16 protein-coding genes are annotated in these 18,572 nt (G+C 74.1%); 6 read left to right on the top strand and 10 right to left on the bottom strand.

What is annotated here, in order from left to right; all coding sequences use genetic code 11:
* Nucleotides 1-79: 79 nt before the first annotated feature.
* From RE027_RS09050 to RE027_RS09080, 7 genes are all read right to left on the bottom strand, one after another.
* Entirely contained in the window at nucleotides 80-1,018 is a 939-nt protein-coding gene (locus RE027_RS09050; protein WP_368807920.1) for an ABC transporter permease, read from the bottom strand.
* Nucleotides 1,008-1,772 (bottom strand): ABC transporter ATP-binding protein, encoded by a 765-nt coding sequence (locus RE027_RS09055; protein WP_387920870.1) that lies wholly within the window; start codon nucleotides 1,770-1,772, stop codon nucleotides 1,008-1,010. Before RE027_RS09055 ends, RE027_RS09050 begins: the two co-directional genes overlap by 11 nt.
* Nucleotides 1,769-2,911 carry an ABC transporter substrate-binding protein gene (locus RE027_RS09060; RefSeq protein ID WP_368807921.1) on the bottom strand — a complete coding sequence of 381 codons (1,143 nt, stop codon included), beginning with the start codon at nucleotides 2,909-2,911 and terminating at the stop codon, nucleotides 1,769-1,771. The genes RE027_RS09055 and RE027_RS09060 overlap by 4 nt, the downstream gene beginning before the upstream one ends.
* 1 nt (nucleotide 2,912) lies before the next feature.
* Nucleotides 2,913-4,304: a sulfate adenylyltransferase subunit 1 gene (locus RE027_RS09065; protein WP_368807922.1), complete on the bottom strand. Its 1,392-nt coding sequence runs from the start codon at nucleotides 4,302-4,304 to the stop codon at nucleotides 2,913-2,915.
* 2 nt (nucleotides 4,305-4,306) lie between these two features.
* The gene (cysD, locus tag RE027_RS09070) at nucleotides 4,307-5,242 is read right to left on the bottom strand and encodes a sulfate adenylyltransferase subunit CysD (RefSeq protein ID WP_368808011.1); all 936 of its coding nucleotides are present in this window, start codon (nucleotides 5,240-5,242) and stop codon (nucleotides 4,307-4,309) included.
* Nucleotides 5,243-5,322: 80 nt separating this feature from the next.
* Nucleotides 5,323-6,090, bottom strand: a complete 768-nt coding sequence (locus RE027_RS09075) for a phosphoadenylyl-sulfate reductase (RefSeq protein WP_368807923.1) — start codon at nucleotides 6,088-6,090, stop codon at nucleotides 5,323-5,325.
* Complete coding sequence (locus tag RE027_RS09080) at nucleotides 6,087-7,781, bottom strand: nitrite/sulfite reductase (RefSeq protein ID WP_368807924.1); 1,695 nt, start codon at nucleotides 7,779-7,781, stop codon at nucleotides 6,087-6,089. Before RE027_RS09080 ends, RE027_RS09075 begins: the two co-directional genes overlap by 4 nt.
* Nucleotides 7,782-8,084: 303 nt before the next feature.
* On the opposite strand from RE027_RS09080, the gene RE027_RS09085 reads away from it, so the two are divergent.
* Complete coding sequence (locus RE027_RS09085) at nucleotides 8,085-9,554, top strand: NCS2 family permease (protein WP_368807925.1); 1,470 nt, start codon at nucleotides 8,085-8,087, stop codon at nucleotides 9,552-9,554.
* Nucleotides 9,555-9,660: 106 nt separating this feature from the next.
* On the top strand, nucleotides 9,661-10,050 hold the full coding sequence (locus RE027_RS09090; RefSeq protein ID WP_368807926.1) for a YchJ family protein: 390 nt from the start codon (nucleotides 9,661-9,663) through the stop codon (nucleotides 10,048-10,050).
* Between the two features lie 10 nt (nucleotides 10,051-10,060).
* Here the strand turns inward: RE027_RS09090 and RE027_RS09095 are convergent, their stop codons facing one another.
* The 3 genes from RE027_RS09095 to RE027_RS09105 form a co-directional block, all read right to left on the bottom strand.
* Complete coding sequence (locus tag RE027_RS09095) at nucleotides 10,061-10,426, bottom strand: VOC family protein (protein WP_368807927.1); 366 nt, start codon at nucleotides 10,424-10,426, stop codon at nucleotides 10,061-10,063.
* 9 nt (nucleotides 10,427-10,435) lie between these two features.
* Nucleotides 10,436-11,299 carry an SDR family NAD(P)-dependent oxidoreductase gene (locus RE027_RS09100; RefSeq protein ID WP_368807928.1) on the bottom strand — a complete coding sequence of 288 codons (864 nt, stop codon included), beginning with the start codon at nucleotides 11,297-11,299 and terminating at the stop codon, nucleotides 10,436-10,438.
* A gap of 106 nt (nucleotides 11,300-11,405) precedes the next feature.
* A complete protein-coding gene (locus RE027_RS09105) occupies nucleotides 11,406-12,431 on the bottom strand; it encodes an AraC family transcriptional regulator (protein ID WP_368807929.1) in 1,026 nt (341 codons plus the stop codon).
* 69 nt (nucleotides 12,432-12,500) lie between these two features.
* Between RE027_RS09105 and RE027_RS09110 the strand changes: the two genes are divergently transcribed.
* The 4 genes from RE027_RS09110 (at nucleotide 12,501) to RE027_RS09125 (ending at nucleotide 18,527) form a co-directional block, all read left to right on the top strand.
* Entirely contained in the window at nucleotides 12,501-14,036 is a 1,536-nt protein-coding gene (locus RE027_RS09110) for a flavin-containing monooxygenase (protein ID WP_368807930.1), read from the top strand.
* Nucleotides 14,033-14,956, top strand: a complete 924-nt coding sequence (locus RE027_RS09115) for an alpha/beta fold hydrolase (protein WP_368807931.1) — start codon at nucleotides 14,033-14,035, stop codon at nucleotides 14,954-14,956. Before RE027_RS09110 ends, RE027_RS09115 begins: the two co-directional genes overlap by 4 nt.
* A gap of 314 nt (nucleotides 14,957-15,270) precedes the next feature.
* Nucleotides 15,271-16,641, top strand: coding sequence for a pectate lyase family protein (locus RE027_RS09120; RefSeq protein WP_368807932.1), 1,371 nt, complete (start codon nucleotides 15,271-15,273; stop codon nucleotides 16,639-16,641).
* Nucleotides 16,638-18,527, top strand: a complete 1,890-nt coding sequence (locus RE027_RS09125) for a pectinesterase family protein (RefSeq protein ID WP_368807933.1) — start codon at nucleotides 16,638-16,640, stop codon at nucleotides 18,525-18,527. Before RE027_RS09120 ends, RE027_RS09125 begins: the two co-directional genes overlap by 4 nt.
* Nucleotides 18,528-18,572: the final 45 nt, after the last annotated feature.

An 18,572-nucleotide genomic window follows, 5' to 3' on the forward strand; every position in this document is an offset into this window, starting at 1 on the left:
CGCACGGCGTGCACCGCGCGCATCGTAGACCGGGTCCAAGTTTAGTGAAGTCGTCCCAGGATCTCCTGGGTGAGGATGCTCACGAGCGGTGCCCGAGCAGCCCCCGCCCGCGCAGCAGCCGGCGTTCCACGGGGTTGAAGAACAGCAGCTCCACGAGGATGCCGACGGCGAGGATCGCGAGCACCGCGACCATCACCACCGCCATGTTGGAGACCGTCCGCCCCTGCGCGAGCAGGGAGCCGAGGCCGAAGCCGATGGAGCCGCCGATCGCGATCAGCTCGGCGCCCATGAGCGAGCGCCACGAGAACGCCCAGCCCTGCTTGAGTCCCGCCACGTAGCCGGGCAGGGCCGCCGGGAGCACGATCCGGCTCGCCATCGTCCAGCCCGAGGCCCCGAGCACGTGCCCGGCCCGGCGCAGCTGCGGCGGGATCTGGTCCACGCCCGCGAGCATCCCGTTGACGATCGACGGGACGGCGCCCATGAGCACCACGAAGTACACCGTGGCGTCGGAGAGCCCGAACCAGATGATCGCGGCGGGCACCCACGCGACGGACGGCAGCACCTGCAGCCCGGAGATGAGCGGCCCGACGGCGTTGCGCAGCCCCTGCCACTGGGCCACGAGCAGCCCCAGCGGGGTGGCCACGGCCACGGCGATGAGGAAGCCGCTGAGCCCGCGCCACAGGCTCGTGCCCAGCGCGCTCAGCACCGTCCCGTCGGAGAGCAGGACCCCCAGCTGGCGGGCGACGTCGACCGGGCCCGGCACCACGTCCGGGCGGGGCCCGAGGACGGCGACGAGCAGCTGCCAGGTGAGCAGCGCGAAGAGCAGTGCCACGAGGGGCGGGGCCACCTTGGAGCGCAGCACCTCCGTGGCCGACGTGCGGCGGGTGCGCTGGGTCTGCAGGGCGTCGAGCCCGGCGAGCTCGTCGGCGGCGGCGTCCGGGCGGGTCCCGGCCGGCGCCGCGACGGGCGCGGTGGAGCGGCGGGCCGTGGCGGGCAGGGCGGCGGTCTCAGGCGGCATGGCGGCTGATCTCCTCCCGGAGTCGTGCGGTGATCGTGCGGGTCAGCTCGCCGAGGGTCTCGTCGAGGGACTGGGCGTTGCCCTCGAAGCCGTAGGCGTCGGGGTCCTTCCAGGGGCGGGTGTCCCACTCCTGGACGATCCGCCCGGGCCGGGAGGACATCAGCAGCACCCGCTGGCCCAGGCGCACGGCCTCGCCGACGTTGTGGGTGATGAACACGATCGTCCGCCCGGTCGCCTGCCAGATCCGCAGCAGCTCCTCGTGCAGCAGGTCCCGGGTGATGGCGTCGAGCGCGGAGAACGGCTCGTCCATGAGCAGCACCTCCCGGTCCTGGGCCAGGGCCCGGGCCAGGGCCACGCGCTGGCGCATGCCGCCGGAGAGCTCGTGCGGGCGCTTCTCCCCGGCGTGGCCGAGCCGCACGAGCTCGAGCAGCTCGCGCGCCCGGTCGGAGCGCTCGGCCCGGGGCACGCCGCGCAGCTCCAGGGCCAGTTCCACGTTGCGGCGCGCGCTCAGCCAGGGGAACAGGGCGGCGTCCTGGAACATCAGGGCCGCGCCCTCCGCCGGGACGGTCACGGATCCCCCGCTGGGCTCCTCCAGGCCCGCCACGATGTTGAGCACGGTGGACTTGCCGCAGCCGGAGGCCCCGAGCAGGGCCACGAACTGGCCCTGCTCCACGGTCAGGTCCACGCCCTCCAGGACGGGCCCGTCGGTCGTGCCGAACCTCTTGCTCAGGTTCTCGAGCTTGATCGCGGTCACGGCGCGGCCTCCGCCGTGACGGGCGGCGCCTGCTCCAGGAACCGGGTGTCCACGAGGCCCTCGAGGGAGGCGTCCTGCGTGGTCCCGGCCGCGACGCCGTCGGCGAGCAGGGCGGGGTAGGTCTCCGTGAGCGGGTCGACCGTCCACTCGAGGGCGTCGAGCGCATCGATCAGCGTGCTCTGCGGCAGGGGCTCGGTGCCGGCCTCCACGAGTCCGGCGTTGAGGGTGCCGGCCAGCGTCACGGGGTCGTCCTCGTGGGCGTCCAGCCACTCCACGGAGCGCTCCAGGCCGCGGACGAGCTGCTGCACGGTCTCGGGGTGGCGCTCCAGGTAGTCCCGGCGCACGACGAGCACCGTGGTGGGGAACCGGCCGTCCTCCCACAGGTCCCGCTCGTCGACGAGCACGGTGGCGCCCTCCTCCTGCACGGCGCGGGTGGCCCACGGCTGGGGCAGCCAGCCGCCGTCGATCTGGCCCTGCCGGAGCATCTGGAGGGCCTGGCCGTTGGGCATGGGGGTGATCGCGACGGAGCGTTCCCCGTCGCCGTCCGCCACGTAGTCGTGCTCGGCGAGCCAGGTGCGCAGGGCCACGTCCTGGGTGCCGCCGAAGTCGGGGGTCGCGAGCGTGCGGCCGGCGAGGTCGTCCTCGCCCGCGACGTCGCCGGCCACCACGAACTGGGCGCCGCCGGAGGCCGCCCCCGCGACGACGGCCAGAGACTCCCCGCCCGACTGCACGTAGGAGTTGATCGCCGGGCTGGGGCCGACGAAGGCGGCGTCGACGGTCCCGGCGTTCATGGCCTCCACGGCGGTGGGCCCGCTGCCGAAGACCTGGGTGGACAGCTCGGTGCCGCCCACCTCCTGGGCGAAGAGCCCCTCCTGGGCGCCCACCAGGGCGGGGGCGTGCGTGAGGTTGCCGAAGTAGCCCAGCCGCAGCTCGGCCGCCTCGGAGGTCTCCACCCCGGCCTGCTCCCAGGCCTCGAGGGTCCCGTTGGCGCGCAGGACGGTGGCGGCCGCCGTCAGGGCGGCCAGGAGCGCGAGCGCGGTCAGCACCAGCGGCCAGCCCGGGCGGCGGCGTCCTGCGGCGGGGCGCCCGCCGTCGCCGGCCGTCACCGTGGCGAGGTCCAGCGGCTGCTGCCGACCCACCTCAGGCGTCCCGGACGAGCCCGGCGCCGAGCGTGTTGCCGGTGGCGGGGTCGACGAGCAGGAAGGCACCCGTGCGCCGCAGCCGGTCGTACGGGTCGACGGGCAGCGGCGAGGCCAGGCGCAGGCGCACCCGCCCGATGTCGTTGAGCTCGAGGGTCCCGGCGTCCCGCAGGACCAGCTCCTCCAGGTCCAGGCGCCCCTCGAGGTCCTGGACCATGGCCTGGACCGTGGCGGCGCCGTGCTTGACGAGCACGCGGGCGCGGGACTGCAGGGGACGCTCGCCGAGCCAGGCCACCGAGGCGACCAGGTCCCGGGTGGGCTCCGGCAGCTCGTCGTCGGCGCTCGCGACGAGGTCGCCGCGGGCGATGTCGATGTCGTCGGCCAGCCGCAGGGTCACGGACAGCGGCGCCGCGGCCTCCGCGAGCTGCTCGCCCGGCAGGGGCGCGCCCGGGACGGGCGCGGTGCCGGCCACGTCGATGCCGGTGACCGTGGTGCGCCGGCCCGCGGGCAGGACCACGACCTCGTCCCCGACCGCGACGGTGCCCGAGGCGATCTGGCCGGCGTAGCCCCGGTAGTCGCGCAGGGCGTCGGCGTCCAGGCCGGGCGCCGTGCCGCCCTGCGGGCGGATGACGTACTGGACGGGGAAGCGGAAGGGGCGGGCGGTGCCGCGGCCGGACTCGTCGACCGTGGGCAGCTCCTCGAGCACGCGCAGCAGCGGGCGCCCGGTGTACCAGGGGGTCCGCTCGGAGGGCTCCACCACGTTGTCCCCCTCGAGGGCGGAGACGGGCACGACGTGCACGTCCTCGATCCCCAGCCGGGTGGCGACGTCGGTGGCGTCCGCCGTGACCCGGTCGTAGACCGCCTGGTCGTAGTCGACCAGGTCGATCTTGTTCACGGCGATCACCACGTGCGGGACGCGCAGCAGCGAGACCACGGCCAGGTGCCGGCGGGTCTGCTCGACCACGCCGTGCCGGGCGTCCACGAGCAGCACGACGGCGTCGGCCGTCGAGGCGCCCGTGACCGTGTTCTTGGTGTACTGCACGTGGCCGGGGCAGTCGGCGAGGATGAAGGAGCGGCGGTCCGTGGCGAAGTAGCGGTAGGCCACGTCGATCGTGATGCCCTGCTCCCGCTCGGCGCGCAGGCCGTCGGTCAGCAGGGCGAGGTCGAGCCGGCCCGTCCCGCCGCCGAAGCCGCGCTCGGCCGAGGTGCGGCCCACGGCCTCGAGCTGGTCGGCGAGGACCGCCTTGGCGTCGTGGAGCAGCCGGCCCACCAGGGTGGACTTGCCGTCGTCGACGGAGCCGGCGGTCGCGAAGCGGAACAGCGAGCCGGGGTCGATCGTGGGGACCTGCCCGGCGGCGGGGGCCTGCGGGGTCACGGTGCTGGGGGAAGTCATGTCTAGAAGTACCCGTCCTTCTTGCGGTCCTCCATGGCGGCCTCGGAGATCCTGTCGTCCGCGCGGGTGGCCCCGCGCTCGGTCAGCGTGGACACGGCGACCTCGGCCACCACGTCGGCCACGGTTCCCGCGGCGGAGAGCACGGCGCCGGTGCAGGACATGTCCCCGACGGTGCGGTAGCGCACCGTGCGCCGCTCGACCGGCTCGGTCGGGGCCGGTGCGGAGAACTCGCCCACGGCCATCCACATCCCGTCCCGGTGGAAGACGTCCCGCTCGTGGGCGTAGTAGATCGGCGGCAGCTCGATGTTCTCGCGCTCGATGTAGCGCCAGATGTCCAGCTCCGTCCAGTTGCTGATGGGGAACGCCCGCACGTGCTGGCCGGCCGTGTGCCGGCCGTTGTATAGGTTCCACAGCTCGGGCCGCTGGTTGCGGGGGTCCCACTGGCCGAACTCGTCGCGCAGGGACAGGATCCGCTCCTTGGCGCGGGCCTTGTCCTCGTCGCGGCGGCCGCCGCCGAACACGGCGTCGAACTTGTTGTCCGCGATGGCGTCCAGCAGCGGGAGGGTCTGCAGCGGGTTGCGGGTGCCGTCGGCACGCTCGAGCAGCCGGCCGTCGTCGATGTAGTCCTGCACGCCGGCCACGACCAGACGGATGCCCAGCCGCTCCACGGTGCGGTCCCGGAAGTCGAGGACCTCGGGGAAGTTGTGCCCGGTGTCCACGTGCAGCACGGGGAAGGGGATCCGGCCCGGCCAGAAGGCCTTGGCGGCCAGGTGCAGCATGACCACCGAGTCCTTGCCGCCCGAGAAGAGCATGGCCGGGCGGTCGAACTCGGCCACGACCTCGCGCAGGATGTGAATGGACTCGGCCTCGAGCGCGTCCAGGCTGCTGTGCACGCCGGCCTCCGCCGGCCCGTGGTCGCGGGTCGCGGCGGTCGGGATTGCCGTCACGTTCTCCTCCGTCGTCGTGTCTGTCGTGCCGTCGGGGCTGTGGGTCGTCGTCGTGCCGGTCGGTCGCGGGCTCACAGGTGGATCCCGCACTCGACCTTGTCCTGGCCGGCCCAGCGGCCGGCGCGGGGGTCCTCACCGGGGGCCGTGGGGCGGGTGCAGGGGGCGCAGCCGATGGAGAGGTAGCCCTCCGCCATCAGCGGGTTCGTCGGCACACCGTGGTCCTGCGACCACTCGATCAGCTCGTCGAGGGTCCAGCGCACCATGGGGTTGACCTTGACGAGCTTGTGGGTCTCGTCGAAGGTCACCATCGGGGCGTTGGTGCGGGTCCAGGACTCGTCCCGGCGCACGCCGGTGAACCACACCTCGTAGCCCTCCAGGGACTTCTTGAGCGGGGCCACCTTGCGGATCGCGCAGCACAGACCGGGGTCGCGGGCGAAGAGGTCCTTGCCGTGCTTCTCGTCCTGCTCAGCCACGGTCAGCTCCGGGAGGGCGTCGACCACGTTGATGTCGAGCATGTGCGCCACGGCGTCCCGGGTGCCGATGGTCTCCGGGAAGTGGTAGCCGGTCTCGAGGAACAGCACGTCCACGCCGGGCAGCTGCTCGGCCACGAGGGCCGGCAGCACGGCGTCGGCCATCGAGCAGGCCACGGTGACGTTGCGCAGGTCGAAGTTCTCGGCGACCCAGCGGATCGCCTCCTCGGTGGACGCCTCGCCCTCGGCGGGCACGCGGCCCTCGGCGTCCGGCTCGGCGTGCAGCGCGGCGGCGCCGGCCGCCGCGAGCTCACGCAGCTGCTGCTCGTCGCGCAGCGCGGGGCGGGTGCCCGTGTCGGTGCTGGTCATGCGAGTTCACTCTCCTCGACCCTGCGGGTCCACTCGGCGAAGGTCTCGTTCTCGGCGCGCTGGTCCACGAAGCGCCGGACCAGCCGTTCCACGTAGTCGGCGAGGTCGTCCTGGAACACCTTCAGCCCGCGGACGGTGCGGCCCAGCTCGGCCTCGGCCCGCATGTCGTCGGTGAGCCCGCCGCCCAGGTGGATCTGGTAGCCGGGCTTCTGCCCGCCGTCGTCCGTGGGCAGCAGCTGGCCCTTGAGCCCGATGTCCGCGGTCTGGATGCGGGCGCAGGAGTTGGGGCAGCCGTTGACGTGCAGGGAGATCGGCTGGGGCAGCTCGATGTCGCCGAGCCGCCGCTCGAGCTCGTCGATCGTGTCCGAGGCCGTCTGCTTGGTCTCGACGATGGCCAGCTTGCAGTACTCGATGCCCGTGCACGCCACCGTGGAGCGGCGGAACGCGGAGGGCCTGGCCTGCAGGTCCAGGGCCTCGAGCTCGGCGACGACGTCCTCGACGTCGGCCTCCTCGACGTCCAGGACCACGAGCTTCTGGTGCGGGGTGGTGCGCAGCCGGTCGGAGCCGTACTTCTCCATGACGTCGGCCAGGGCCAGGAGCTTCCCGCCCGAGACGCGGCCCACGCGGGGCGCCACGCCGATGTAGTAGCGGCCGTCCTTCTGCCGGTGCACGCCCACGTGGTCGCCGGGCACGGCGGACTTCTCCGGGGCCGGCCCGTCGGCCAGCTCGTAGCCGAGGTACTCGTCCTGGAGCACCTGGCGGAACTTCTCGGGTCCCCAGTCCTGGACCAGGAACTTCAGGCGGGCACGGTTGCGCAGCCGGCGGTAGCCGTAGTCGCGGAAGATGCTCGTGACGCCCTTCCACACCTCGGGGGCCTGCGCCTCGGTCACGAAGGCGCCGAGGCGCTTGCCCAGGTGCGGGACCACGGACAGCGCGCCGCCGACCCACAGGTCGTAGCCGGGTCCGAGCTCGGGGTGGACGACGCCCACGAAGGCGCAGTCGTTGATCTCGTGCACGACGTCCAGCGACGGGTGGCCGGTGATCGCCGTCTTGTACTTGCGCGGCAGGTTGGAGAACTCAGGGCTGCCGATGTAGGTGGCCTTGATCCGCTCGATCACGGGAGTGGGGTCGATGATCTCGTCCGCGGCGATGCCCGCCAGCGGGGAGCCGAGGAGCACGCGGGGCACGTCGCCGCACGCCTCGATCGTGTCCAGGCCCGCGTCCTCGAGCCGCCGCCAGATCTCGGGGACGTCCTCCACCCGGATCCAGTGGTACTGGATGTTCTGCCGGTCCGTGACGTCGGCCGAGTCCCGGGCGAAGTCCGCCGAGATCTGCCCGAGCACGCGCAGCTGCTCGCGGGTCAGGGCCCCGCCGTCGAGCCGGACGCGCATCATGAAGTACTTGTCCTCGATCTCGGCGTCCGACAGGGAGCCCGTCTTCCCGCCGTCGATGCCCGGCTTGCGCTGGGTGTACAGGCCCCACCAGCGGAACCGCCCGTGCAGGTCCTCGGAGGAGATCGAGTCGAAGCCCTCCTGGGAGTAGACCTCCTCGATCCGGGCGCGCACGTTGAGCCCGTCGTCGGCCTGCTTGAAGACCTCGTTGGGGTTCAGGGGTTCCCGGCCGTCGACCTTCCACTGCCCCTCGGGCTTCGGCTTCCGGGCAGCGCGGGGCGCGCGCGTCGTCTGAGTCATGGGATCGATTGTTCGCGGGTCCTCCCGGCCAGTCACGCCGGTCGTCACAATCCGCCATGAACCGTCGTGACCTGACACAGGCCTTGACATGAAAGAGGAGATGTGGGAATACGTGGCGGTCGCTGCCCGTCCCGGAGGCGCGCGGGCAGACCCCGCCCCGCCCGGGGGGCCCTCCGCGGACCGGGCGACGACACCACGGAGCGGGACCGGTAAGGTTCCCCCGGTGGCACGCGGATCCCGGCGCCGCCCCGGACCCGCCGCCGTCGAGCCCGCCCTGTCCCGTCGAGTGCCCCTAGGACCACCATGGCATCCTCCGCCTCCGTTCCCACGGAGACCCCTTCCCGTCCCCCGCGCAACGGACTGGACCGCTTCTTCAGGATCAGCGAGCGCGGTTCCTCCGTCACGAGCGAGGTCCGCGGCGGCGTGGCCACGTTCATCGCGATGAGCTACATCGTGGTCCTCAACCCGCTGATCCTCGGCTACGGCCCGGACGGCGCCGGGAACGTCCTGGGCGCCGAGCGGGTCGCGGCCGTGACCGCGCTCGTCGCCGGCGTCATGACCATCCTCATGGGCGTCGTGGCCCGCTCGCCGTTCGCCATCGCCACCGGCCTGGGGGTGAACGCCTTCCTGGCGGTGACGATCGTGACCACCCCGGGGCTCACGTGGCCCCAGGTGATGGGCCTGGTCGTCTGGGCGGGCCTGGTCATGTTCGTGCTGGTGCTCACCGGCTTCCGCACCGCCGTGTTCAACGCCGTGCCGTCCTCGCTGAAGACCGCGATCGTCGTGGGCATCGGCCTGTTCATCGCCCTGATCGGCTTCGTGAACGCCGGGTTCGTGTCCCGGATCCCGGACGCCGCCGGCACCACCGTCCCGGTGCAGCTCGGCGACGGCGGGACGCTGCTGGGCTGGCCCATGCTCACGTTCGTCGTCGGCCTGCTGCTGACCCTGGCCCTCATGGTGCGCAACGTCCGCGGCGCCATCCTGATCGCCGTGGTCCTCACCACGGTCCTCGCCCACGTGCTCGAGGCCGTCGTCCCGTCCGGATCGTCCGTGGACAGCCCCACGGGGTGGTCGCTCGTGGTGCCCTCGACACCTTCCTCCTTCGTGGCGCTCCCGGACCTCTCGCTCGTGGGCGCGGTCGCCCCGCTCGAGGCGTTCCAGAGCCTCGGCGCGCTCGCGGCGCTGCTGCTCGTCTTCACCATCCTGCTCTCGATCTTCTTCGACGCGATGGGCACCATGGTGGGGCTCTCCCAGCAGGCCGGTCTCGTGGGCCGCAACGGCCAGATCGAGAACGTGGACCGGGTGCTGCTCGTGGACGCCGCGGGCGCGATCGCCGGCGGCGCGGGCTCCGTGTCCTCCAACCAGATCTTCGTGGAGTCCTCCACCGGCATCGCCGACGGCGCCCGCACCGGCCTGGCCAACGTGGTCACCGGCGTGCTGTTCCTGCTCGCGACGTTCATCACCCCGCTGGTCAACGTGGTGCCGTTCGAGGCCGTCGCCCCGGCCATGGTCGTCGTCGGCTTCCTCATGGCCAAGCAGGTCGTGCGCATCGAGTGGGACGACTGGGGCCTGGCGGTGCCGTCCTTCCTGACCTTCGCCGTCATGCCGTTCACCTACTCGATCGCCGACGGCATCGGGGCGGGCTTCGTCTCCTACGTCTTCATCCGCCTCGTGCAGGGCCGGGGCAAGGAGGTCCACCCGCTGATGTACGTGGTGGCGGCGGCCTTCGTGGTGTTCTTCGGCAAGGGCGTGGTCGAGGGCTGGATGGCCTGAGCGCCTCCTCGCCGAACCCGCGGCGGACGGCCGCCGGAACGCTCCCGGTGGCCGTCCGCTGTCACCTCGCGGGCCGGCGGCGGCCCGCGGTGGGAGGATCGGGGACATGATCGACGACGACGCCCGCTGCCCCTGCGGCACCGGCGAGACCTACGGCGCGTGCTGCGGGCGCTTCCACGGCGGCCGCCCCGCGCCCACCGCCGAGCTGCTGATGCGCTCCCGGTTCAGCGCCTTCGCGGCCGGGGACGAGGCCTATCTCCTGGCCACCTGGCACCCGAGCACGCGCCCGGCGTCCGTGGAGCTGGACCCGGGCGTGCGCTGGTACCGGCTCGACGTCCACGGCGGGAGCGGCGGCGGGCCCTTCGAGGACGAGGGCCGGGTGGAGTTCAGCGCCCACTGGCGCGGCGCCGCGGGCGCGCGGGGGCGGCAGCGGGAGGACTCCCGGTTCGTGCGCGAGGACGGCCGGTGGTTCTACGTGGACGGCGTCCCGGGCTGAGCCGGGCGGCTCAGCCGTCCTCGGGGTCGGCCAGCACGCAGAACTCGTTGCCCTCCGGGTCGGCCAGGACCACCCAGGTCACCTCGGGGCCCTGGCCCACGTCCACCCGGCGCGCTCCGAGGGACTCCAGGCGCGCCACTTCGCCGTCCTGGTCGGTGTCCGCCGCCCGCAGGTCCAGGTGCAGCCGGTTCTTGACGGTCCTCGGCTCCGGGACGAGCAGGAAGTCGAGGCGCGGACCGGCGCCCTCCGCGGGCGCGATCCCGACGTAGCCCTCGGCCTCCCCGTGGACGACGTAGTCCAGGGCGTCGCACCAGAAGCGGGCGAGGCTCTCGGGGTCGCGGCAGTCGACGGCGATGGCGGACAGTGTGCTGGTCATGGCGCCAGCCTAGGCGCGGCGCCGTCGCCGCGGAAGGCGCTGCAGCACCCCGGCGGCCCGTCCGACGACCGCCCAGTAGGAGCCTGGCAGCATCCGGGCGAGCAGGTCCGGCGCCGCGGCGCTCGGGGCGACCAGCAGGCGGGGCCGGCGACGGGCGATCCCGCCCAGGATGTCCTCGGCGGCACGGTCCGCGGGATAGGTGAGCAGGGCGTCGAAGCTCTCCCGCTGGAGCCGGGCCCGGTCGAGGTCCCCGTCCTCCGGCAGCCGGGCCGACCGGGCGATGCCGGTGCGCACGCCGCTGGGGTGCACCACGGTGACGCCCACCCGCCCGGCGAGCTCGTGGCGCAGTCCCTCGCTGAAGCCGCGCAGCGCGAACTTGCTCGAGGAGTAGGCCACCTGCCCGGGGGGCGCGACGAGGCCGAAGAGGCTCGACATGTTGACGAGGTGGCTGCCGGGCGTGCGCAGCAGCGCCGGCAGCAGCAGGCGGGTCAGCACCACGGGCGCCCGGAAGTTGACGTCCATGACCCAGTCGAAGTCCTCGGCGGAGACCTGCTCGAAGCGTCCGCCGAGGCCGACCCCCGCGTTGTTGACCAGCAGGTCGATCCGCGGGTCCTCGGCCAGGATCTCCTCGGCGACGCCGGGCAGCGCGGAGAGCTCGGCGAGGTCGGCCACGACGGTGCGCACCCGCGCCTGCGGGTGCCGCCGGCGGATCGCGGCCGCGACGTCCTCCAGGCGGGGCGCGTCCCGGTCCAGGAGCACCAGGTGGGAGCCGCGGGCGGCGAGGCCGTGGGCCAGCTGCTCGCCGATGCCGCCGGCCGCGCCGGTGAGCACCGCGGTGGCGCCGGCGAAACGGAAGGGTGCGGAGGGGGACACGGGCTGCTCCTGGGATCGGACGACGGGTTCCGGGCTCCAGTGTGGTGCGCCCCCACGTCCACGCGCTTGACCCGGCGCGACAGGAAGTTGACACCGGGCGACACGCTCAGCCGGCGCGGGCCACGCCGCGGCGCACGTCCCGCGGCGGCGCACCCCACCAGCGGCGGGCGCACCGGGTCAGCGCCGAGGACTCGGACAGGCCCACCAGTCCGGCGATCTGGCTCAGCGGCACGTCCGTCGTGGTGAGCCAGCGCAGGGCCGCGCTGCGCCGGGTCTCGTCGAGGACCGCGCCGAAGGTGGTGCCCTCCTCGGCCAGCCGGCGCTGGAGGGTGCGGGGGTGCAGGTCCAGCACGCGGGCCACCGCCTCGATCTCCGGGGCCGCCGTGCCGAGCAGCTGCACCAGGACGCCGCGGACCCGCGGCGTCCACGCGGAGCCCCCACCGGGGAGCTGGGCGTCGAGGAAGGCCAGCGCCACCTGCCGGACGCCGGCGTCCCCGTGCAGCGGCCGCGCCAGGGTGCTCGTGGGGATCCGCAGCAGGACCTCCGGGCGGGCCGGGCGCACCGGCACGCCGAAGAACTCCTCGTAGGTCCGCAGCGGCGCGGTGGGACGGTGGTCCAGATCGACCGTGCGCAGCCCGTAGCGGCCGCCGACCAGCGAGGTCAGGGCCCGGTGCAGCAGCCCCAGGCCGAGGTCGGTGCCCTGGGGGCTGACGGGCCCGTCCCCCCGGGCGGCCGGCGCGGGCCCGCCGTAGCGCACCGCCGTGACCCCGCGGGCGCCGTAGGGGTCCTGGACCAGCGCCAGCTCGAGCGAGGGGGCGTGCACGAACAGGTAGCGGGACGCGCACTCCAGGGCGTCGCGCACCGTCTCCGAGTGGCGGGCGGCGAGCGCGATCGGCCCGAGCACGCCCGGGTCCTGCCGGGCGGCGACCCGCAGCCCCAGGTCGGGGCAGCCCAGGTCCCGCGCGGCGGTCTCCAGCACCCGGCCGACGGCGCGCTCCGGGACCAGGAGGTCGTCGGTGTCCAGGGCCGCGCGGGGCAGGCCGGCGGCGTCGGCGAGCGCCTCGGCGTCCCCTCCGAGCTCGGCCACCGCGGCGCGGAAGCCGCGCAGCCCCGCGGAACGAATCACGGACATGTCGCCCAGGGTCAAGCAATCGTCGCACTGCGTCAAGTCTCAGCGGGTGCGGCGGGGAATCCTGGAACCATGCCAGCACCTCTCCCCACCCCCGAGGGCCCCGCCGGGCCGGACCACCGCGACGTCGTGGTCGTCGGCGCGGGCCTGTCCGGCATCGGCGCGGCGTACCGCCTGCAGACCGAGTGCCCGGACCTGTCCTACACCGTCCTGGAGGCCCGCGACGGGGTGGGCGGGACCTGGGACCTGTTCCGCTACCCCGGCGTGCGCTCCGACTCCGACATGTTCACGCTGGGCTACTCGTTCAAGCCCTGGCGGGACCCGCAGTCCATCGCCGACGGCCCGTCGATCCTCTCCTACATCCGCGAGACCGCCGAGGAGTTCGGCATCGACCGGCACATCCGCTTCCGCACCCGGGTGGTCTCGGCCGGCTGGTCCTCCGCGGACGCGCGGTGGACGCTGGGCCTGGAGGAGCGCGACGACGAGGGCGGGCTCCGGCGGCGCACGATGACGTGCTCGTTCCTGTACTCGTGCGCCGGGTACTACGACTACGAGCAGGGCCACGACCCCGTCCTGCCCGGGATCGAGGACTTCGGCGGCCAGGTGGTGCACCCCCAGTTCTGGCCCGAGGAGCTGGACTGGTCCGGGCGGCGCGTGGTGGTGGTCGGCAGCGGTGCCACGGCGGTGACCATCGTCCCCGCCATGGCCCGCGACGCCGCGAGCGTGACGATGCTGCAGCGCTCCCCCACCTGGATCAGCGCCGTGCCCGGCCGGGACCGGCGCGCCGACGCCCTGCGCCGGGCCCTGCCCCCGCGGCTGGCCCACCGCGTGATCCGGGCCAAGAACATCCTGTTCAGCACGGCCGTGTACCAGTTCTGCCGGCGCCGCCCGGCCGCGGCCCGCGAGTTCTTCACGTCCCGGGCCGCGCGCGCCCTCGGCTCGGAGGAGCTCGTGGCGGAGCACTTCACCCCGTCCTACGACCCCTGGGACCAGCGGCTGTGCGCCGTGCCGAACGCCGACCTGTTCAAGGCGGTCCGGCAGGGCCGGGCGGAGGTCGCCACCGACACGATCGACACGTTCCTGCCCGAGGGGGTCCGGCTGAGCAGCGGCCGGGTCCTCGAGGCCGACGTCGTGGTCACCGCGACGGGGCTGAGACTGCTGCCCTTCGGCGGGGTCGTGCCCACCGTGGACGGCACGCCGGTGGAGCTGTCCGAGCAGTTCGTCTGGAACGGCGCCATGCTCACGGGCGTGCCCAACTTCGCGCTGTGCATCGGCTACACCAACGCCTCGTGGACCCTGCGGGCGGACCTGACGCACCGGCTGGTCTGCAAGGTGCTCAGGCACCTGCGGCGCCACGGCGCCGCCGCCGTGGTGCCGAGGGCCGCCCCCGGGATGTCCGAGCGGCCCCTGCTGGACCTCAGCTCCGGCTACGTCCGGCGCTCGATCGACGCGTTCCCGCGCCAGGGCGACCACCACCCGTGGCGGGTGCGCCAGAACTACCTGCTGGACTCGGCGACCACCCTGCGCACACCGCTGGCCCGCACCCTCGAGCTGATCCCCCGCTCCGCCGTCCGCGGCGCGGCCGCACCCCAGGAGACCTGCGCATGACCGAGCAGCACACCCCGCAGCCCGCCGCCGGCCCGCCGGGGAGCACGACGACGACGGTGGAGGTCGCCGGCCGGCCCGTGCGCATCCGCCGGTCCGGACCGGAGCAGGCCCCGCCCGTGGTGCTGCTGCACGGGATCGGGCGCAGCCTCGAGGACTGGTCGGCCGCCCACGACCTGCTGGCTCGGGACCACCGGGTGCTCAGCACCGACCTGCCCGGCTTCGGGCTCACCCCCGCCGGAGCGGAGAAGCCGGGGCTCGGGGCGTTCGCCCGCGCCGTGGTCGGCGTGCTCGACGCCGTCGGCGAGGACCGTCCGGTGCACCTGATGGGCAACTCGCTGGGCGGGGCGGTGGCCATGACCGTGGCCGCGGAGCACCCCGGGCGGGTGGCCAGCCTGCTGCTGGTCAACAGCGCCGGCTTCGGCCGGGAGGCCAACGTCTCCCCGCTGCCGATGGTCTGGGCCGCGATGTCCCGCCTGCCCGTCGTCGGGCACCGGTTCCGGCCCCTGGCGCGGGCCGCCGCGGTGCGGTCGAACCAGAACTGCTTCTTCGACCCGGCGCTGGCCACGCCCGAGCTGCTCCGGCACGCGGCGACGGTGGGTTCCCAGCCGGACTTCCGGGCCACGTTCCTCGGCACCTACCGCAGCATCGGGCTGCCGGTGGTCGGCGTGCTGCCCGGCTGGCGCCGGGCCCTGCTCGAGCGGATCCGCGCCTCGGGCCTGCCCGTGCTCGTGCTGTGGGGCGACGCCGACGCCGTGCTGCCCGCCCACCACGCCGAGGCCGCGGCCGCCGCCCTGCCGGGCGCTCGCCTGCACGTGTTCCCGGACACCGGGCACATGCCGCAGATCGAGCGGACCGAGGAGCTGGTGGACCTGGCCCGGGAGTTCGTGGCCTCCGTGGAGGAGCGGCCCACGGCCTCCTGAGCCCCTGCGCCGCGGGCCCCTGCGCCCACGTCCCCGGTCCGCCCGGCGCCGCGGCCGAGCGCCGCGCTCCCGCCCCTTCCGAGCCCTCTGCACGTGCGGCACCAGGGCGTGGCGGAAGCCGCCCGCCCGGGCGGGTCCGAAATGTCACTCTGGGCATGGATCTCCCCCGAACGGTTCCTCTTGGGCATGAATACCCCAGTCCCCGTTTCTGGAAAGCGCTTTCTGCTACCGTCCTGCTCAGCACTCCCCCGTGACCCCCATCACAGTTCTTCCGCTCACCGGGGCGTGTCCACCGAGACGACGGAAGAGGAACCATGCGGAAACGCGCTTCGTACCTGTCCATGTCCACCGCCGCGGCAGCGGCGGTGGCGATCCTCGCGGCGACCCCGGCGGCGGCCTCCCCCGGCCTGCTGGCCGACCCGACGGCGCAGTCGGCCCGCACACCGCTCGAGCGCCAGGTCCTGCCCGCCGGCGACGGCTGGGCCTCGGCCGACGGAGGCACCACCGGCGGGGCCGCGGCCGCGCCCGCCGACGTCCACGACGTCAGCGACCGGGCCGGGCTCCTCGAGGCGTTCGCCGCCTCGGGCGAGCGGCCGAAGATCATCCGCGTCCACGGCACCATCGACGCCAACACCGCGGCGGACGGCTCCGCCCTGAGCTGCACGGACTACGCGGCCGGCACGGGCTACGAGCTGGAGCAGTACCTCCAGGACTACGACCCCGCCGTCTGGGGCCGGGACCGGGACCCGGCCGGGGCGCAGGAGGACGCCCGCCGCGCCGCGGCCGCGAAGCAGGCGCGGACCATCCGCTGGAACGTCCCGAGCAACACCACGATCGTCGGAGCGGGCCCGGACAGCGAGATCCGGGGCGCGGCGCTGCGGATCAACGGCGCCGACAACGTCATCCTCCGCAACCTCACGTTCTCCGACGCCGCCGACTGCTTCCCGGCGTGGGACCCGGGCGACGGCAGGACCGGCGCCTGGAACAGCGAGTACGACCTGCTGCAGGTCATCAACGGCGCCACGCACGTCTGGGTCGACCACTCGGAGTTCACCGACGCCCCCAATCCGGACAGCGAGCAGCCGTCCTACTTCGGCACCCCCTACCAGGTGCACGACGGCGCGGTCGACGTGACCAACGGGTCCGACCTGGTCACGATCTCCTTCAACCGCTTCACCGACCACGACAAGCTGATGCTGATCGGCTCCACCGACTCCCCCACCCGCGGCGACCCCGGCAAGCTGCGGGTGAGCGTCCACCACAACGTGTTCGAGGACGTCGGCCAGCGGGCCCCCCGGGTGCGCTACGGCCAGGTGGACGTCTACAACAACCACTACGTGGTGCCCGAGAACGGCTCCGTCCCCTACGTGTACTCCCTGGGCGCGGGGATCGAGTCGCACATCTACGCGGAGGCCAACGCCTTCACCCTCCCCGCCGGCACGGACGCCGCGGAGATCATCGGCCGGTACAAGGGCACGACCATCGCCACCGTGGACAACACCGTGAACGGCAAGAAGGTCGACGTGCGGGCCGCGTACAACGCCGCCGTCCCGGAGGCCGAGCAGCTGACCCACGACACCTCCTGGACGCCCACGCTGCGCACCCAGGTGCACGCCGCCCAGGCCGTGCCGGCACTGCTCGCCCGCACCGCCGGCCCCGTCCTCAGCACCGGCGGTGTCCGGTGAGGCCCGTCGGAGCGCCGACCCGGCGCACCGTCCTGACCGCGTTCGCCCTGGCGGCCGGCGCCGCCGCCCTGACGGGTGCGGCGGGCTCACCGGCCCTCGCCACGACGGGGGCCACCGGCAACAGCGGCGGCACGCGGCGCACCCGCCCCGCGCTGTTCGTCGTCGGGGACTCGACGTCGTCCGCGTACCAGCACTCCGAGCGCCCCCGCGCGGGCTGGGGCCAGGCCCTGCCCCTGCTGCTGGGCCCCCAGGCGGGCGTGCTCGACCTCGCCTGGTCCGGGGCCTCCTCCAAGAGCTACGCGGACGCCGGGCTGCTGGACCGGGTGCTGGGAATGCTCCAGCCCGGCGACCACCTGCTGATCTCCTTCGGCCACAACGACGCGAAGGTCCAGGACCCGGCCCGCGGCACCCTGCCGGGCTCGACCTTCGAGGAGTACCTGCGCCGCTACGTCGACGGCGCCGCCGAGCGGGGCGCGCAGCCGGTGCTGGTCACCCCGGTGGAGCGGCGGCGCTTCGACGCCTTCGGGGCCGCACGGGACACCCACGGCGCCTATCCGCAGGCGGTGCGCGACCTCGCCGCGGCCACCGGCACGCCCCTCGTGGACCTGACGGCCTCGTCCAAGGACCTGTGGCAGCGGCTCGGCCCGGAGGGGACGACGTCCCACTTCCTGCACCTGGCCCCGGGAGAGCACCCGCAGTATCCGCAGGGCTCCGAGGACAACACCCACTTCCAGGCCCTCGGCGCCCTGGCGGTGGCCCGGCTGGTCGCGCGCGAGCTGCGGTCGAAGCGGATCGTGCCGCCGGGCTGGTTCCCGGATCCCGACGCCGTGACGGATCCTCTGGCCCGGATGCACTGGCCGAGCGAGCGGCCCGTGGACACCCCTGTGGTGCTCGACGTCGGCCCCGGCAAGCCCTTCCGGACCGTGCAGGCCGCCGTGGACGCGGCGGAGCCGGGCGGCGCCCGCCGGACGGTCGTCCGGATCCAGCCCGGGGAGTACCGGGAGGTCCTGCGCGTGCCGTCGGGCAAGCCCCGGATCTCCCTCGTCGGGACGGGCGGCCGGCCCGAGGACGTGGTGCTGGTGTACGACAACGCCTCCGGCACCATGAAGCCCGACGGGAGCGGGCCGTTCGGCACGTCCGGCAGCGCCTCCGTCCGGGTGGACGGCGCGGACTTCGTGGCGCGCAACCTCACGTTCGGCAACGACTTCGACGAGACCGCGCACCCGGAGATGAAGAACCGCCAGGCCGTGGCCCTGCATCTGACGGGCGACCGGGCGGTCCTGTCCGGGGTGCGCTTCCTCGGCAACCAGGACACCCTGCTGGTCAACTCACCGGCGAGCGGCGTGGTCGCGAGGTCCTGGTTCGACCGGTGCTACGTCGAGGGTGACGTCGACTTCGTCTTCGGCCGCGGCACGGCCGTCTTCGAGGACTGCGAGATCCGGTCCCTCGACCGCGGCTCCGCCACCAACAACGGATACGTCACGGCCGGGAGCCAGGACCTGAGCATCGCGCACGGGTACCTCTTCGACCGGTGCCGCTTCACGTCCGGGGCGGCCGCGGGCACCGTGCACCTCGGCCGCCCGTGGCACCCCAGCGGGGATCCGCGGGCCGTGGCGCAGGTCCTGGTCCGCGACTCGTGGCTCGGCGCCCACGTCTCGGCGAGCCCGTGGACGGACATGAGCGGCTTCTCGTGGCGCGAGGCGCGCTTCGCCGAGCACCACAACCGGGGCCCGGGGGCGCAGGTCTCCCCCGACCGCCCGCAGCTGCCGGCCGGCGAGGCGGCCCGCTTCACGGTCCGCACCTACCTGGAGGGCGACGACGGATGGGCGCCGCAGCTGGCGGGCACGGCGGCCGACAGCACGGCCCTGCTCGCGCTGCAGGACTGACGGCGCGGCCCTGACGGCACAGGGCCGCGTCCGTCGCCCCGAGGG

The sequence above is a fragment of the Kocuria sabuli genome (assembly GCF_040981185.1).
Classification (GTDB): domain Bacteria; phylum Actinomycetota; class Actinomycetes; order Actinomycetales; family Micrococcaceae; genus Kocuria; species Kocuria sabuli.

What these genes read in the sequence shown, in the direction of transcription:
- RE027_RS09110 (WP_368807930.1), top strand. Translation starts at nt 12,501, where the DNA reads ATGCCAGCACCTCTCCCCACCCCCGAGGGCCCCGCCGGGCCGGACCAC.
- RE027_RS09105 (WP_368807929.1), bottom strand. Translation starts at nt 12,431, where the DNA reads ATGTCCGTGATTCGTTCCGCGGGGCTGCGCGGCTTCCGCGCCGCGGTG.
- RE027_RS09065 (WP_368807922.1), bottom strand. Translation starts at nt 4,304, where the DNA reads ATGACTTCCCCCAGCACCGTGACCCCGCAGGCCCCCGCCGCCGGGCAG.
- RE027_RS09115 (WP_368807931.1), top strand. Translation starts at nt 14,033, where the DNA reads ATGACCGAGCAGCACACCCCGCAGCCCGCCGCCGGCCCGCCGGGGAGC.
- RE027_RS09080 (WP_368807924.1), bottom strand. Translation starts at nt 7,781, where the DNA reads ATGACTCAGACGACGCGCGCGCCCCGCGCTGCCCGGAAGCCGAAGCCC.
- RE027_RS09075 (WP_368807923.1), bottom strand. Translation starts at nt 6,090, where the DNA reads ATGACCAGCACCGACACGGGCACCCGCCCCGCGCTGCGCGACGAGCAG.
- RE027_RS09085 (WP_368807925.1), top strand. Translation starts at nt 8,085, where the DNA reads ATGGCATCCTCCGCCTCCGTTCCCACGGAGACCCCTTCCCGTCCCCCG.
- RE027_RS09120 (WP_368807932.1), top strand. Translation starts at nt 15,271, where the DNA reads ATGCGGAAACGCGCTTCGTACCTGTCCATGTCCACCGCCGCGGCAGCG.
- RE027_RS09090 (WP_368807926.1), top strand. Translation starts at nt 9,661, where the DNA reads ATGATCGACGACGACGCCCGCTGCCCCTGCGGCACCGGCGAGACCTAC.
- RE027_RS09050 (WP_368807920.1), bottom strand. Translation starts at nt 1,018, where the DNA reads ATGCCGCCTGAGACCGCCGCCCTGCCCGCCACGGCCCGCCGCTCCACC.
- RE027_RS09095 (WP_368807927.1), bottom strand. Translation starts at nt 10,426, where the DNA reads ATGACCAGCACACTGTCCGCCATCGCCGTCGACTGCCGCGACCCCGAG.